Origin of the sequence: Synechococcus sp. CS-1332 (assembly GCF_025127995.1) — a bacterium.
In the GTDB taxonomy this organism is placed as follows: Bacteria; Cyanobacteriota; Cyanobacteriia; order PCC-6307; family Cyanobiaceae; genus Cyanobium.
The window spans coordinates 82,878-95,776 of the sequence record NZ_JAHLYP010000019.1; the positions used below are offsets into that span (position 1 = coordinate 82,878).

At 68.3% G+C, this 12,899-nt stretch carries 14 protein-coding genes; 5 read left to right on the forward strand and 9 right to left on the reverse strand.

Going from position 1 to position 12,899, the window contains the following annotated elements:
- Nucleotides 1–31: 31 nt before the first annotated feature.
- The 5 genes from KQ305_RS04100 to psbP all read right to left on the reverse strand — a co-directional run bounded on the left by KQ305_RS04100 (nucleotide 32) and on the right by psbP (nucleotide 4,318).
- Nucleotides 32–1,108 (reverse strand): ABC transporter substrate-binding protein, encoded by a 1,077-nt coding sequence (locus KQ305_RS04100; RefSeq protein ID WP_259724158.1) that lies wholly within the window; start codon nucleotides 1,106–1,108, stop codon nucleotides 32–34.
- A gap of 72 nt (nucleotides 1,109–1,180) precedes the next feature.
- Nucleotides 1,181–1,372 carry a hypothetical protein gene (locus tag KQ305_RS04105; RefSeq protein WP_259724159.1) on the reverse strand — a complete coding sequence of 64 codons (192 nt, stop codon included), beginning with the start codon at nucleotides 1,370–1,372 and terminating at the stop codon, nucleotides 1,181–1,183.
- Nucleotides 1,369–2,712 (reverse strand): NHLP bacteriocin system secretion protein, encoded by a 1,344-nt coding sequence (locus tag KQ305_RS04110; RefSeq protein ID WP_259724160.1) that lies wholly within the window; start codon nucleotides 2,710–2,712, stop codon nucleotides 1,369–1,371. The genes KQ305_RS04105 and KQ305_RS04110 overlap by 4 nt, the downstream gene beginning before the upstream one ends.
- A 32-nt stretch (nucleotides 2,713–2,744) precedes the next feature.
- Nucleotides 2,745–3,809, reverse strand: coding sequence for an FAD-binding oxidoreductase (locus KQ305_RS04115; protein WP_259724161.1), 1,065 nt, complete (start codon nucleotides 3,807–3,809; stop codon nucleotides 2,745–2,747).
- A 2-nt stretch (nucleotides 3,810–3,811) separates the two neighbouring features.
- Nucleotides 3,812–4,318 carry a photosystem II reaction center PsbP gene (gene psbP, locus KQ305_RS04120; protein WP_259724194.1) on the reverse strand — a complete coding sequence of 169 codons (507 nt, stop codon included), beginning with the start codon at nucleotides 4,316–4,318 and terminating at the stop codon, nucleotides 3,812–3,814.
- 224 nt (nucleotides 4,319–4,542) lie between these two features.
- On the opposite strand from psbP, the gene recR reads away from it, so the two are divergent.
- Together recR and lipA are read left to right on the forward strand one after the other, a co-directional pair.
- The gene (gene recR / locus KQ305_RS04125; protein WP_399230567.1) at nucleotides 4,543–5,112 is read left to right on the forward strand and encodes a recombination mediator RecR; all 570 of its coding nucleotides are present in this window, start codon (nucleotides 4,543–4,545) and stop codon (nucleotides 5,110–5,112) included.
- A 10-nt stretch (nucleotides 5,113–5,122) separates the two neighbouring features.
- Nucleotides 5,123–6,031, forward strand: coding sequence for a lipoyl synthase (gene lipA / locus KQ305_RS04130; RefSeq protein ID WP_259724162.1), 909 nt, complete (start codon nucleotides 5,123–5,125; stop codon nucleotides 6,029–6,031).
- Nucleotides 6,032–6,055: 24 nt separating this feature from the next.
- Here lipA and KQ305_RS04135 read toward each other — a convergent pair whose 3' ends face one another.
- Both KQ305_RS04135 and KQ305_RS04140 read right to left on the reverse strand, forming a co-directional pair.
- Nucleotides 6,056–6,604: a DOMON-like domain-containing protein gene (locus KQ305_RS04135; protein ID WP_259724163.1), complete on the reverse strand. Its 549-nt coding sequence runs from the start codon at nucleotides 6,602–6,604 to the stop codon at nucleotides 6,056–6,058.
- Nucleotides 6,604–7,743: a phosphotransferase enzyme family protein gene (locus KQ305_RS04140; protein WP_259724164.1), complete on the reverse strand. Its 1,140-nt coding sequence runs from the start codon at nucleotides 7,741–7,743 to the stop codon at nucleotides 6,604–6,606. The genes KQ305_RS04135 and KQ305_RS04140 overlap by 1 nt, the downstream gene beginning before the upstream one ends.
- A gap of 406 nt (nucleotides 7,744–8,149) precedes the next feature.
- Here KQ305_RS04140 and KQ305_RS04145 point away from each other — a divergent pair, with 406 nt between their 5' ends.
- Genes KQ305_RS04145 through KQ305_RS04155 form a run of 3 tightly spaced genes read left to right on the forward strand, consistent with a single transcriptional unit; the run spans nucleotide 8,150 to nucleotide 11,667 of the window.
- Complete coding sequence (locus KQ305_RS04145; protein ID WP_259724165.1) at nucleotides 8,150–8,674, forward strand: thermonuclease family protein; 525 nt, start codon at nucleotides 8,150–8,152, stop codon at nucleotides 8,672–8,674.
- 27 nt (nucleotides 8,675–8,701) lie between these two features.
- On the forward strand, nucleotides 8,702–11,455 hold the full coding sequence (locus tag KQ305_RS04150; protein ID WP_259724166.1) for a cation-transporting P-type ATPase: 2,754 nt from the start codon (nucleotides 8,702–8,704) through the stop codon (nucleotides 11,453–11,455).
- Nucleotides 11,452–11,667: a Nif11-like leader peptide family natural product precursor gene (locus KQ305_RS04155; protein ID WP_216905308.1), complete on the forward strand. Its 216-nt coding sequence runs from the start codon at nucleotides 11,452–11,454 to the stop codon at nucleotides 11,665–11,667. The genes KQ305_RS04150 and KQ305_RS04155 overlap by 4 nt, the downstream gene beginning before the upstream one ends.
- A gap of 10 nt (nucleotides 11,668–11,677) precedes the next feature.
- On the opposite strand, the gene KQ305_RS04160 is transcribed toward KQ305_RS04155, so the two are convergent.
- Complete coding sequence (locus KQ305_RS04160; protein WP_259724167.1) at nucleotides 11,678–12,094, reverse strand: cupin domain-containing protein; 417 nt, start codon at nucleotides 12,092–12,094, stop codon at nucleotides 11,678–11,680.
- Nucleotides 12,095–12,172: 78 nt separating this feature from the next.
- Nucleotides 12,173–12,856 (reverse strand): superoxide dismutase, encoded by a 684-nt coding sequence (locus KQ305_RS04165; RefSeq protein WP_259724196.1) that lies wholly within the window; start codon nucleotides 12,854–12,856, stop codon nucleotides 12,173–12,175.
- Nucleotides 12,857–12,899: the final 43 nt, after the last annotated feature.

A 12,899-nucleotide genomic window follows, 5' to 3' on the forward strand; every position in this document is an offset into this window, starting at 1 on the left:
GGGGGAATTTCTTCATGTCTGCATTGATGGGCTAGGTTCTGGCGAGTGCCCGTTCTACAAACTGGGGATTCAGAAGAGTGGCTGGATCGATATTTTTTGAAATCAGACCGTTGTTCAGCATGACCTGAATCAGCTTCTGCATGGATTCCACCAGCGCCGGGTTGCTCTGACTCAGCAACGCAACATTCTCCTTCAGTGATGGCTGTTGCAACAGGCTGAAGGCGTCCAGCAGTTCCTCCGGCTTCACCTGGGTGCGCCTGGCCATGCGACGCGTTGCGTCCTGAGGAGTCTTTTGAAAATAATCAAGAGCTTTGAATCTTGCCTCCACACGGGCCTGCAGATGATCGGCATTGGTAGCGATCGTTTTGGTACTTATGGCAAGAGTATCCACGATGTCACCTGGAATCATGCTGCTGTCGAACAGACTTGTGGCTCCCGCCTTCAGCAGGTTGGTGCGCGCAGGTCCAAAGGTGACCACCGCATCGATCCTTCCATCGTTGTAGGCGGCCTGGTGATCACTCAGCTCCAATGACACCACTGTGACATCCTGGGGGGACATGTCATTGAGCTCCAGAGCCCGCGCCAGGAAAAAAGCTCCCAAGGCGGTTGACTCCATGCCAATCCGCTTCCCCTTGAGGTCCTGCAGCTTCGAAAAGCCAGGCCTGGCAAGGATGACATCGCCGCCATCGGAGAAGTCCAGGATGGCAATGATTCTGATATCTGCCTGTGTGTCTGTCAAAGCGATGACCTCATCAACGGTAAGGCCAGCGCCATCGATTTCACCATTGCGGTAGGCCCTGACCACTTCAGTCACAGAAGGATACTCAATCAGCTGGATCGGCTTGCCCTTCAGATCTCCGAGATCTTTCGCCAGGAAGAGCGTTTCATAACCCGTCCAAAGGTTGGCGCCAATCCTCAGTGGTGCTGACGACAACCCGGTGCAACTCGTGATCGCCACCGACACAGCCAGGCCGATGACGCACGGCAGCAGCCAGCCAAGCCGACGTCGCACGTTCATGGTCATCCATTGGAGCCTGGTACCGGCACGCATGGCTAGCATTCTCTGCCAGCAAGGCAACGGCATATCAAGGTTCGAGGAAGACTTCATGATGGCCACCTTGCATCAGCAAGGCATCCAAAAGGGCTCATCCTTGGCCGTGTGGTTAATGCTGCAAAGGGATCATTCCGGACGCGAAGAATACCAGCGCTCGATCCTGTAGCCCAGGATCACCACCAGAACCACCAGCCAGAACCACAGTTCCGGCGGATTGGCGTTACATAGCACCACCAGCAGCATCACCTCACTGATCAACCAGGGAAGTTCCTGACGCAGCAGGGGGTTGCGAATCTGCCACCGGCGACCTTCGCTCATGGCAACGGCCCGCTCTGGCGCAGAGAGGGGCGATCCCAGAGGCGATCCATGCGCAGCGTGCGGTAGCCGCCGGTCAGGGAGCGCAGCCCGGGGAGCACGTAGGTGATCGGCGTGCGCCATTCCACATAGGCATGGGCGGCGATCGTGAGGCCTTCCCGCACCGGGAACACGCCGCTGCCCCCCGACAGCGTCCAGCGGTAACCATCCCGGCTGGTGGGGTCCCGCTCCAGCTCAATCTCCGTGCGCATCACCGGACCACGCTTGAGCAGGTCACGGGCCAGCTGGGGGTTGCCAATGGTGGTGGAGATGTCCTCCTCCGTGGCCGGCAGGGCCAGGACCTGGGTCACCTTGCCCACGATGCCGCCGAACCGGCCCCGCTGGTCCCAGAGGGGCACCACCTCCACCGGCAGACCCGCCGGCAGACGCCGGGCATCAGCAGGGGCGAAATAGGCCACGGCCCGCAGGATCGGCGCCCGCACGCCGGTGCTGACCGCAGCCCGACCGAGGGTGCCCAGTCGCTGTCCGGTGGCGACCGTCTGGCCCTGGATCACCTGCAGGTCCAGCACCGTGCCGTCCCGGTCGGCCAGCACCTGGCCGTCGTAGGCCAGCCGTGCCTCGGTGACCCGGATCTGGCGGCGCATGTCGTCGATCTGGTAACGGCGCCGCAAGGCCTGGGTCTGGATGTCGAGCTTGACCTGCTCGTAGCTGGTCAGCAGCTCCTTCTCCTGGATCCTGACCGCATCGAGACTGACGCTGGTGCTGGTCAGACCCTGCTCGGCCGCCACCACCTCCGAGGCCAGGGGGGCGACCACCTCCCGCTGGCTCAGCCAGCGCAGGTTGCGCACCTTTTCCGCGTAGGTGGCCGCCAGCTCCTCATAACGGCGTCGATCCTGGCCCAGCTTGGCCAGGGAGGTGTCGACGCTGAGCTTCTCGCTGGCCAGCCGCAGGCCATCCCGGCGGTCGAGCTCCCGGTTGTCGCGCTCCAGCTGGGCCAGGTTGCCCCGTTGCTGCTGCAGCTGGCGGTCGAGCACCGGCAGATACAGCTCCATCAGCACCTGCCCCTTGCGCACGTTCTGCCCAACGGCCACTCGCAGCTTCCGCACCTGTCCGCCGGCCCGGGCATCCAGCAGGCCGGCCGTGTTGGGGTAGAGCAGCACCCCCTGCCCCATCACCTCCGTGGGCACGGGCCAGAAGAGCACCCATAAGCCGAGGGCTCCGCCCATCGCCAACAGGCAGGCCCCCACCTGGCCCCGATCACCCAGGCCCCGCCATCGGCGGCACAGGCCAGCACCCGGCCGGCGAGGCGGCGCTGCACCGGTCGGGGGAGCGGAGGTGGCCATCGCCGCCAGCATGCTGGATGGGAGCCCACCTGTCAGCCCGCCAGGACGCCCAATCGGGCCAGGGACGCGCCATCGGCCACACCCGCGATCACATCGGCCAGCAGGGGAGCCAGCACCGGCACCTGGGCGAAGGCACCGCCAAATCCGTTGAACACCCACAGGCCGGCCGCCCCCGGCAGCGGGCCCACCAGGGGCAGCCCGTCGGTGCAGAAGGCCACAGGCACCTGCCGGTAGGGGCCCGGCAGGGCCGCCAGCAACGGGTCAAGTCCGGCCAGCCCCTGGCGCAGATGCCCTTCCATGGCCGCCGTTTCCGGCGGCACACCGCTGTCCAGGCCCGGCCGCACCAGGCTGATCTGGCCCAGCAGCAACCCCTCCCCCCAGGGGGCGCAACCGGCATCGACGATCCAGCGTTCTTCCTGGAGCCCCGCCGCCGCCCCCTCCAGCTCCGGTCGTTGCCAATGGCGCGGTTGCACGATGCGGCGACCGGCAGCGTGCCGCCACCAGGGGCTGGCGAACCGTGGGGAAAGGCCGGGGCGCACCGGCAGGGCCAGCACCCCGGCCCAGCTGGCGAGGAGGCGGTCCGGCAACGCGGGAGCGAGGGAGCGGCAACCGGCCCCTGCCGCCAGCACCACCTGCTCCGCCAGCAGGGGGCCTCCGGGCTCCAGCTCCAGCTGCCAGCCACCGGCGACCGGTCGCGGCGGGGCCAGCACCCGCGCCCGCCGCAGCTCGACCCCGGCGGCCACCAGCACCCGGGGCAGGGCGGCCATCAGCACCGAACTGTCCACCTGGGCGAAGGGGGGTCGCAGCAGGGAGCTGCCCCAGCCGCCGCCGTGGAGGCGCAGACCGCAGCCCCGCCAGCCGAGGGGTCCATGGCGGCCCTGCAGCCGTCGCCAGCGCTCGGGGGCCTGGCGCAGCAGCGAACCGAGGCGACCGGGGGGCCCGGCCCACGAGGCCACCCCGCCGTAACTGAGAGCCGTGGCCGTGGCGTCCGCCGCATCGACGAGGGTCACCGGCAGTCCCCGCTCCACCAGCTCCAGGGCCAGCAGGCTGCCGGCCAGGCCGCCGCCCACGATGGTCAGACGGCCAGGGGCGGACACCCCTAGATCTGCAGGGTGAAGGATCCGATCACCACGGCGAACAGATCCTTCACCTTGTTCCAGCGGGCTTCGTTGGTGCTGGCGGCAAAGGTGTAGAGCCGACCGCGGTCCACCACCACGGTGGCCAGCTCGTGGCGGTCCCGATCGGCCAGATGAACCGTGTATTCGAGGTCGTAGTACGTCCGGCCGCCCTGCTCCCGCTGGTGGGCCTCCACCAGTTCAGCGTCACGGCCGCTGCCCTCCGGTGAAATGACGCTGCGGCGCAGGGTCTCGCCCACCTCGACGGCACTTCCCAGCTGGCTGAGATCCCGGTCGGGGGTGACCTCGGACACCACCAGGCTGAGGGTTTCGTCGCTGTTGATCAGGTCATGGAAGACCACCTGGGGGCCATCGCTGACCTGCACCCGGGTCCAGCCGGTGGGATAGAGGAAGGCATAGCGGCCATCCGGGCTCTGGAAGGAGTTCAGGCCCGCGGCGGCGGCGCTGCAGCCCACCAGCATCAAGGTCATCAGCAGGGCCGCGACCAGGGAGCCTCCCCAGCGGGAGCGCCCAGTGGCAGCGGGGGGAACGGGCTGGTGGGTGGCAGGGAAACCCATGGCACGGGGCGGGGCAGGGGAGCTGGCAGGAGCCGGTGCCATCCTCACCCGGCGCCCTGCCGGTCGCGAGTGGGCCGCCTAGATTCCCCCCACCTGCAACCGGTTCGCTGAGCGGTTTCACCCGACCCCTGGCCCGGCTGATCGACCAGTTCGAACGTCTTCCAGGCATCGGGCCCCGCACGGCCCAGCGGCTGGCCCTGCACCTGCTGCGCCAGCCGGAGGAGCAGATCCGCAGCTTCGCCGATGCCCTGCTGGCGGCCCGGAGCCAGGTGGGGCAATGCCGCCGCTGTTTCCATCTTTCAGCCGAGGAGTTCTGCGAGATCTGCCGCAACGAGGAGCGGCGCAATGGCCAGATCTGTGTGGTGGCTGACTCCCGCGACCTGCTGGCGATGGAACGCAGCCGCGAATTCCATGGCCACTACCACGTGCTGGGCGGACTGATCTCACCGATGGATGGCATCGGTCCGGAGCTGTTGCAGATCCAGCCACTGGTGGAGAGGGTCGACCGGGAGGGGGTCGTTGAGGTGATCCTGGCCCTGACCCCCAGCGTGGAGGGGGACACCACCAGCCTCTACCTGGCCCGGCTGCTCAAACCCTTCACCAGCGTCACCCGCATCGCCTACGGACTGCCTGTGGGTGGCGAACTGGAGTACGCCGACGAGGTGACCCTGGCGCGGGCGTTTGAAGGACGCCGCCGGATGGAATGAACCCCACGCCATGACCGCCACCAGCCGCTACAGCTCCATCCCCCCCGCCGAACGGCTGCCGGACTGGATCCGTCGTCCCCTGGGTGAGGCCTCGGCCACCGAACGGGTGCAGGGGGTGGTCAAGGAGCAGCGGCTGCACACCATCTGCGAGGAGGGCCGCTGCCCCAACCGGGGCGAGTGCTACGCCGCCGGCACGGCCACCTTCCTGCTGGGCGGCCCCATCTGCACCCGCAGCTGCGCCTTCTGCCAGGTGGACAAGGGCAGGGCGCCGGTGCCCCTCGATGGGGGCGAAGCGGAGCGGGTGGCGGAGGCGGTACAGGCGCTCAGCCTGCGCTATGTGGTGCTCACCGCCGTGGCCCGCGACGACCTGGCCGACCACGGCGCCAGCCTCTTCACCGCGACCATCGCCGCGATCCGCCGCCGGGATCCGCAGGTGCTGATCGAGGTGCTCACCCCCGATTTCTGGGGCGGCCACCCCGACCCCGAGCAGGGCCGCCGGGCCCAGCGGCAACGGCTGGCAGCAGTGCTGGCGGCGGAGCCGGTGTGCTTCAACCACAACCTGGAGACGGTGGAGCGCCTGCAGGCGGAGGTGCGCCGCGGCGCCACCTATCGCCGTTCCCTGGAGCTGCTGGCCACCGCCCGGGAACTGGCGCCGGTGATTCCCACCAAATCCGGTCTGATGCTGGGGCTCGGCGAAACGGCCGCGGAGGTGGTGACCACCCTGGAGCACCTGCGGGCCGCCGGTTGCCAGCGACTCACCCTGGGCCAGTACCTGCGCCCCTCCCTGGCCCACATCCCCGTGGCCCGCTACTGGAGACCGGAGGAGTTCGAGGAGCTGGGCGCCATCGCCCGCGGCATGGGTTTTGCCCAGGTGCGGAGTGGCCCATTGGTGCGCAGCAGCTACCACGCCGCCGGATGAGGCCCAACGCCCTGGCCGACGTTCTCAGAGACGCAGCAGGAACGCCTCCCGGCGGTGGAAGTCGGGCTCGGTCCCCGGATGGGCCAGGGCCCAGTAGCTGAGCCGCCCGCTGCGCTCCTCGATCACGCTGGTGATCCCCACCTGCAGCGGCACCGCCGCGGCGAGCCCCTGCGGCAGCAGCAGATCCAGGTGCAGGGTCAGCTCGCCAGCGTCGCGGACGACACGGTGGGGCGGCAGGTCGTAGCCGGGCTCGGGCCGCAGACCATCGCGATAATCCTCCAGCCGGTAAAGGTTCCAGTGGCCGGCCGGAGAAAGATTGAGCTCCCAGTACGGCCGCTCCCCCTTGACAGCCCAGAAGCACTCGAAACAGGTCGTGGACCAGAGGCCGTCCTGGCGCGAGGGTGACGCGACCGGCGATGGCAGATGCACGGCCTCGATCGCTCCCCCCAGCCGAAAGCGGAGCTGGAGGCGCGCGTCCACGCGGCTGATCTCGCCCCCGAGCTGGACGGCCGGCGACGCCGTGCCGCCATCAAAGGGGCACAGCTCAAAGCGATGGCAAACGGGCTCAACCATCAGCACCCGGGGGCAAGGCCGGCCCTGAGATCACCGATCAGGTCCAGGATCCGATCCTCCTGGGCCTCGATGCTCTCGGTGAGCCGGAACTGCACCAGAGCGCGCTGCAGATTGTGGTCCGGACGGTCCGTCTTGAAATAAACATTGCCAGCCAGATGATCGGTGAAGAAACGCAGGCCGAGTTCAAAACTGATCAGGCGAATGGCCACATAGAGATGCTCATAATCCGCGGCGGTCAGGAAACCTGAGGCGGCGGCCAGATAGCCGCTGAGCACCTCGCGGCAAAGGTGGATGTCGAAATGGACAGCCTCCAGATCCGCCGTTTCCTCCCCCAGGGGATTGCAACAGGAGCGCAGGCAGTCACCGATGTCGTAATGAATCAGTCCAGGCTTCACCGTGTCGAGGTCCACCAGGGCACAGGCCCGACCGGAGCAGGCCTCCATCATCACGTTGTTGACCTTGGGATCCCCGTGGATCGGGCGCAGCCGCAACTGGCCGCTGACCCTGGCCGCCTCCAGCACCGAAGCAAACTCCCGGCGCTCTTCCACGAAGGCCAGGCAGTGCAACTCCCCATCCCCCGCAGCGGCCGGCGCGTTGGCCAGCACGCCGTCGTAGTGCTCCAGATACCGGGGTGTGACATGAAAACCCTCCAGGGTGTCGGCCAGCCCTGCAGCGGGAAGATCACTGATCAGATGGTGGAAGAGGCCCAACCCGAAGCCCACCTCCCTGGCCTGCTCAGCGCTGGCCACCACATCGAAGCTTTGGGAGGATTCGATGAAGGTGATCAGGCGCCAGAAACCACCGTCCCGTTCCACCCAGGGACGCTGATCTGCCCGGCTCAGCAACACCCGGGGGTGCTCCCAGCGGCGCTCACCCAGCAGAGCACAGCCCTGGGTCATTCGCGCCTCCACATGCTCCGCGATGGCGACCATGTTGGCCATCACCAGTTCGGGCTGCACAAACACCGTCCGGTTCAGGCGCTGGAGCACAAAGCGCTGCAACGGGTCCCCATCGCAGACGACCAGGTAAGTATCGTTGACATTGCCGTTGCCAAGGGGCTCCAGATCAAGGATCGGTCCTGGAAGTTCGAACGTCGCGGCAATCGCAGCCAGCTCGCCAGTGGCATCCCCCAGGGTCATGGCTGGCCGCATCGTTGGCGTCGCTGCGGATGATCGCATGCCGTCACGCGTGGCCAATGCCGGCCATTCTTTGCCGCCCTGATGCAGCAGAAACGCGGCGCCATGGTCACCGGCGTGATCCACGCCTGATTCCAGTTCCGATGTGGAGCAGGCCTTTCGTCACCTGGCCGCCTCGAGAGATCGGCTAGTTCCCAGGGAACTCCAGGGCCAAAAAGCGCCAGAGAGAAGGACCTCGGAAGCCGCGTGCCCACTGGCAACGTGCGGATGACAGTGGAGTCCACCGATCCGGCCCTGGCCTGGCTGGTCACCTGGGTGGAGACCCTGCTGCTGCGGCTCTGGTTCCCCATCGGTGCTGGCCAGGGCGATGCAAGGCTGAGCCGCTGCCCCCCTGGGATCCCTCGCCCCGATGCTCGGCCTCCGGCTGCCGCTGTCACTGCTGATCGCGCTGGGCCTGGGTCTGCAATGGGCAGCCTGGGCTGCACCGGCGTTCCAGGCCACGGTGCTCTCCATTGGCGACGGCGACACCCTGCGGGTCAGCAACGGCCAGCAGCGGATCACGATCCGGCTGGCCTGCATCGACGCCCCCGAGATGGCCCAGAGCCCCCACGGCCAGCAGGCGCGGCAAGCCCTCCAGATGCGCCTGGCCGTGGGGCGTCCGGTGACGATCCAACCCCAGAGCATCGACCGGTATGGGCGGACGGTGGCTGAAGTGATCAGCGACACCAACGTCAACCTGGCCCTGGTGGAGGACGGTCTGGCCTTCGCCTACCTCCGTTACTTGGGCACCTGCGACGCGGCGGCCTACCTGGAGGCCGAGCAGCGGGCCCGTCGGCATCGGTTCGGCGTCTGGCGGGTGCCAGGTGGCCTGACCCGGCCCTGGGACTTCCGGCGAGGTCGCCGTTCCGCCCGGATCCCGGATGGCACCATTTAGCGTGTTGATGCCACCAGGTGGCTGGCCATGCTCCCTCCCGAGTCCACGGCCTGGCAGACCCTCTCGGTGCCCGAGTGTCTGCGCCGGCTCGGGGTCGATGCCCAGGGACTGAGCGACGCCAGTGCGGCCGAACGCCTGGCCCGCACAGGTCCCAACCGGCTGGCGCTACCGCGGGGCCCTAGCCGCTGGCGGATCCTGCTGGACCAGTTCAGCAACGTGATGCTGGTCCTGCTGCTGGCGGTGGCGGCCGTGTCCGCCGGGCTGGCCGTGCTGGATCACGCCGTCCCCAAGGACGCGATCGCCATCCTGCTGATCGTGGCCCTCACCACCCTGCTGGGCTACCTGCAGGAGAGCCAGGCGCTATTGGCCCTGCGCAGCCTGCTGAACCTGGCCCAACCCCTGGCCCGCGTCCGCCGCAGTGGACACTGGCAACGCCTCCCCAGTGACCAGCTGGTGCCGGGGGACCTGATCCGACTGGAGAGCGGCGATCGGGTGCCCGCCGATGCACGGCTGCTGGAGGGCAGAGAACTCGGGCTGCAGGAGGCCGCGCTCACCGGCGAGGCCGAACTGGTGAGCAAATGGCCCGAAGCGCTGCTGGCTGCCGACACGCCGGTGGTGGAGCGGAGCAACTGCCTGTTCCTCGGCAGCGAGGTGGGGCGGGGGCGGGGGCTGGCCGTGGTGACCGCCACGGGCATGGCCACCGTGCTGGGCGGCATCGCCACCTTGATCCACACCGCCCGTCCCGAGCCGACGCCTCTGCAGAAGCGATTGGCGGACCTCTCCGGCCAGCTGGTGGCCTGGGCCCTGGCCCTGGTGGCGGCGGTGGTGCTGGGCGGCTGGCTGCTGGGCGGCTCTCCCCTGGGCCTGCTGGAGCTGGCCCTGTCCACCGCCGTGGCGATCGTGCCGGAGGGGCTGCCGGCCGTGATCACGGTGAGCCTGGCGATCGGCACCCGGAGGATGGTGCGGCGGGCCGCCCTGATCCGCCATCTGCCGGCGGTGGAAGCCCTGGGCACCATCACCGTCATCTGCACCGACAAAACCGGCACCCTCACCCAGAACCGCCAGGTGGTGGTGGAGCTCCGCTGCGGCACCCAGGCCCTGGAGCTCAACGAGAATGGCTTCGGGTTCAGGGAGCTGGCGCCGCCGCCCGGGGCCGGGGCCGGGATCAGCCCTGGGAACGTGGATCTCCTGCTCCAGGCCGGCGTGCTCTGCAACGACGCCGAAACAGGGCAGCAGGGAGGGGTGGGGGATCCCACCGAGCTGGCCCTGCTGGAGGCCGCTGCCAAGGCTGGCCTGGACGGATCCGATCTGCGTGCGAAGCACCGCCGCCTGGCGGAGATTCCCTTCCGCGCCGAGCGCCAGAGAATGGCGGTCTGGGTGGAGGACCGGGACGGCAACCTGACGGCGGCCTTGGGTGCAGTCCCGTTCGGATCCTCTCCGGGAGAGGGGTCCCACCTGCTGATCGTCAAGGGAGCCCCGGAGGCGATCCTGCACGACTGCGATCGCTGGCTGGATGGTGCGGGGGCGAGGACCCTCACGCCGGACCAGCGGGACTGGTGGCTGGCGGAAGCGCGGGGACTGGCCTCCTGCGGCCTGCGGGTGCTGGCCTTCGCCTGCAGTCCGGAGCATCAGGGGCCGGAAGCCGACATGGGGGCCCTGGTGCTGGTCGGCCTGATGGGGCAGCGCGATCCGCCCCGCCTGGAGGTGTCCGCTGCCGTGGCCCGCTGCCATGGGGCGGGCATCCGGCCGGTGATGGTCACCGGCGACCATCCCCTCACGGCGCGCTCCATCAGCACGGCCATCGGCCTGGCCGAAGCGGGCAGCCCGATCGCGCTGGGTCCGGAGCTGGAGGGCCTCGACGACGGGGCGCTCGATGCGCTGGTGCGACGCACCAGCCTGTTCGCCCGGGTGCTGCCGGAGCAGAAGCTCCGGATCGTGCGGGCCCTGCAGGGCACGGGTGCGGTGGTGGCTATGACCGGTGACGGGGTCAACGATGCCCCGGCCCTGCGCCAGGCCCACATCGGGGTGGCCATGGGCATCAGCGGCTCGGACGTGAGCCGGGAGGCGGCCGATGTGGTGCTGCTCGACGACAACTTCGCCACGATCGTCAAAGCCGTGGAGGAGGGGCGTCAGGTGTACGCCAACATCCGCCGCTTCGTGCGCTTCATCCTCGGCTGCAACCTGGGCGAACTGATCACCATCGGCTCGGCACCGCTGCTGGGTCTGGCCCTGACACCCCTGCAGATCCTCTGGATCAACCTGGTGACCGACGGCCTGCCGGCCCTGGCCCTGGCCCTGGGTCCACCCGGGGAGGATCTGATGCACCAGCCGCCGATCGAACCCGGCGAATCGCTCTTTGCCCGCGGACTGGGCAGCGCCATCCTGCGCATCGGGCTGGTGTTCGGGGCCCTGGTGGTGGCGTTGATGCTGGTGGCCTCCCGCCTCGGACATCCTTGGCAGACGATGGCCTTCACCACCCTCTGCCTGGCCCAGCTGGGCCATGCCCTTTCGGCCGGCAGCGATCGGCCCCTGTGGCGCACCCCTCCCCTTTCAAACCCCTGGCTGCTGGGCGCGGTGCTGGCCACCGCCGCCCTGCAGCTGACGCTCCTCTACGTGGCGCCGATGGCCCGGTTCCTCGGGGTCACCGCTCTTTCGGCCATCGATCTGGCGGCCTGCGCAGGGGTGAGCCTGGCCTTCGTGGGCTACCTGGAGCTGGAGAAGGGGCTCGCCCAGGTTCTGCGCCATGCTGGCCATTCACCCCACCCCCGCACCAGCGCATGAGCCTCGATCAGGCGCGCTCCTTCCTGGCCCGGATGCAGGACGACGAGGCCCTGCGCGGCCAGGTGCTGGCCGCCGCCACGGCCGACGACGTGGCCCAGATCGCCGCCGGCAAGGGCTTCGACTTCTCGGGTGATGAGCTGCTGCGGCTGTCGGGGAAGAAGGTGGGCCGGGTCACGGTGACCAAGCAGGACATCCCCGGGGAATACAACTGATCGGAGCTGGCTAGGCCACCGCCAGACGCCGCCACTGGCTGCGCAGTTGGGGCGGCACCGGCAGGGGCCGGTAGTCACGCGGATCACTGGGGCCATGGCGCAGCACGGCGTTGACCAGCAGGGCGGGGATCCGGCCCCTGTTGATGGCGCCGTGGGGCACCCCGGGGGGAATGCGGACCCAGAGGCCTTCGTCCTCCCGCAGCGTGATGCGACGGAGCTGGCGGTTCTGCAGCACCACCAGATCGATCGATCCGCGCAGCACGAGCAGCTGATCGGTCTGGAAGCGGTGGCAGAAAAGTTCAAAGGAGTCGCCGCTGGCGATCTCGGCGATCAGGGTTTCGTCGCTGGCGCGGGGGGCGGAGAAAACCGCTTCGCCGTGTAGCGAACGCTCCATGGGAAGCAGTTCGACGTTGCGGGACAGGGCCATAACCATCGCAGCAATTGGTTTAACTTTCGCGACCTTTTGCTGGATGATCGTCGTATCGGCTACCGACAGGTGGCGCTGTCAGGATTCACTCGCGCTGCCTGCATCGATCCCTTCAGCGAAACGCCGGTTCACCTCGTTCCAGTTCACCAGCGACCACCAGGCGGCGATGTAGTCGGGTCGGCGGTTCTGATAGTTGAGGTAGTAGGCGTGTTCCCAGACGTCCAGACCCAGCAGGGGGATTCCCCTCTCGATCCCTGGCAGATCCATCAACGGGTTGTCCTGGTTGGCGGTGCTGGTGATCGCCAGGGCCCCATCGGGCCGGCGGATCAGCCAGGCCCAGCCCGAACCGAAGCGGTTGGCCGCCGCCTGGGCGAAGCGCTCCTGCAGAGCGTCGTCGGAACCGAAGGCCGCTGTGATCGCCGTCTCCAGCTCCGGCGACGGGGCACCGCCCTCGCCGGGCGGTGCCATCACCCGCCAGAAGAGGGAGTGGTTGTAGTGGCCACCGCCGTTGTTGCGGACCGCGGCCGGGTACTGGGAGATCCTGCCCTGCAGGTCCTCAAGCGACAGCCGTTTGAGCTCGGGATGGTCCACGATCCGGGCGTTGAGGTTGGCCACGTAGGCGCCGTGGTGGCGGTCATGGTGGATCGTCATCGTGGTGGCATCGATCGACGGAGCCAAAGCATCGACCGGATAAGGCAATGGCGGCAGCACGTAGGCCGCCAGCGCCGGCCGAGCATCGGCTGCCAGCACCGCCAGCGCCATCAGTCCAGCGAAGCAACAAGCCCTCAGGAATCGGAGAAACGAC